The 908-nt window shown below is 69.5% G+C and carries 1 protein-coding gene; it reads left to right on the forward strand.

The window, feature by feature from the left end; all coding sequences use genetic code 11:
• The first annotated feature begins 75 nt into the window (after positions 1-75).
• Positions 76-852: a DUF2470 domain-containing protein gene (locus A5706_RS08205; RefSeq protein WP_068128962.1), complete on the forward strand. Its 777-nt coding sequence runs from the start codon at positions 76-78 to the stop codon at positions 850-852.
• Positions 853-908: the final 56 nt, after the last annotated feature.

Here is a 908-nt window from a genome sequence, read left to right on the forward strand (position 1 = left end):
CCACGTCAAACGGGTCTTGCGAGGGGATGGGTCCTAAGTTAACTTAGGCTTACCTAAATTACCTTGAGGAGTCCGATGCTTTCGCTGAGCCACCCCGCACCGACGACCGCAGAACGCATCCGCAGCGCCTGCGCCAAGGCCACCGGCGCGCTCCTGGCCATCGAGGGCGCGGACCCCATCGCCACACCGGTGCACCACCTGCTGGCCGACGGATCCTTCGCGGTTGTCCTCCCCGCCTCGCGTGATCGCCTGGTCTCCGGCTCGCAGGCGCTGCTGGAGCTGACGGACTATGCGCCGCTGCCGGTGCGCGAGCCCGTCCGTTCGTTGGTGTGGGTGCGCGGCCGCCTACAGGAGGTCCCGGACGACGCGGTGACCGACACGCTGGACCTGATCGCCGCCGAGGACCCGAATCCGGCGTTGCTAGAGGTCGAGACCCCGCGGTCAGCGGCGTGTGCGGGAGAGCCGCGGTACCGGCTGCTGCGGCTGGAGATCGACTCGGTGGTCGTCACCGACGCCACCGGCGCCGAGCCGGTCAGCGTGGCGGATCTGCTCGCCGCCCGTCCCGACCCCTTCTGCGAGATCGAGTCGAGCCTGCTGTGGCACCTCGACACCGTCCACAACGACGTCGTTGCCCGGCTGGTGTCGAAGCTGCCGCCGGTCGTCCGCCGCGGCCAGGTTCGTCCGCTCGGACTCGACCGATACGGCGTGCGGTTCCGCATCGAGGGCCACGACGGCGACCACGACATCCGGCTGCCGTTCCACAAGCCGGTCGACGACATGACGGGGCTGCGCCAGGCGATCCGCGTGCTGATGGGATGCCCGTTCATCAACGGGCTGCGAGCCCGCCGGTAGTCCCTGCACGTACGTTATCCGGGTGAACGGCGACCGCTCGCCCCAACGCCCGGTGC

The organism is Mycobacterium sp. E796 (genome assembly GCF_001672815.1).
In the GTDB taxonomy this organism is placed as follows: Bacteria; Actinomycetota; Actinomycetes; order Mycobacteriales; family Mycobacteriaceae; genus Mycobacterium.

What these genes read in the sequence shown, in the direction of transcription:
- A5706_RS08205 (WP_068128962.1), top strand. Translation starts at nt 76, where the DNA reads ATGCTTTCGCTGAGCCACCCCGCACCGACGACCGCAGAACGCATCCGC.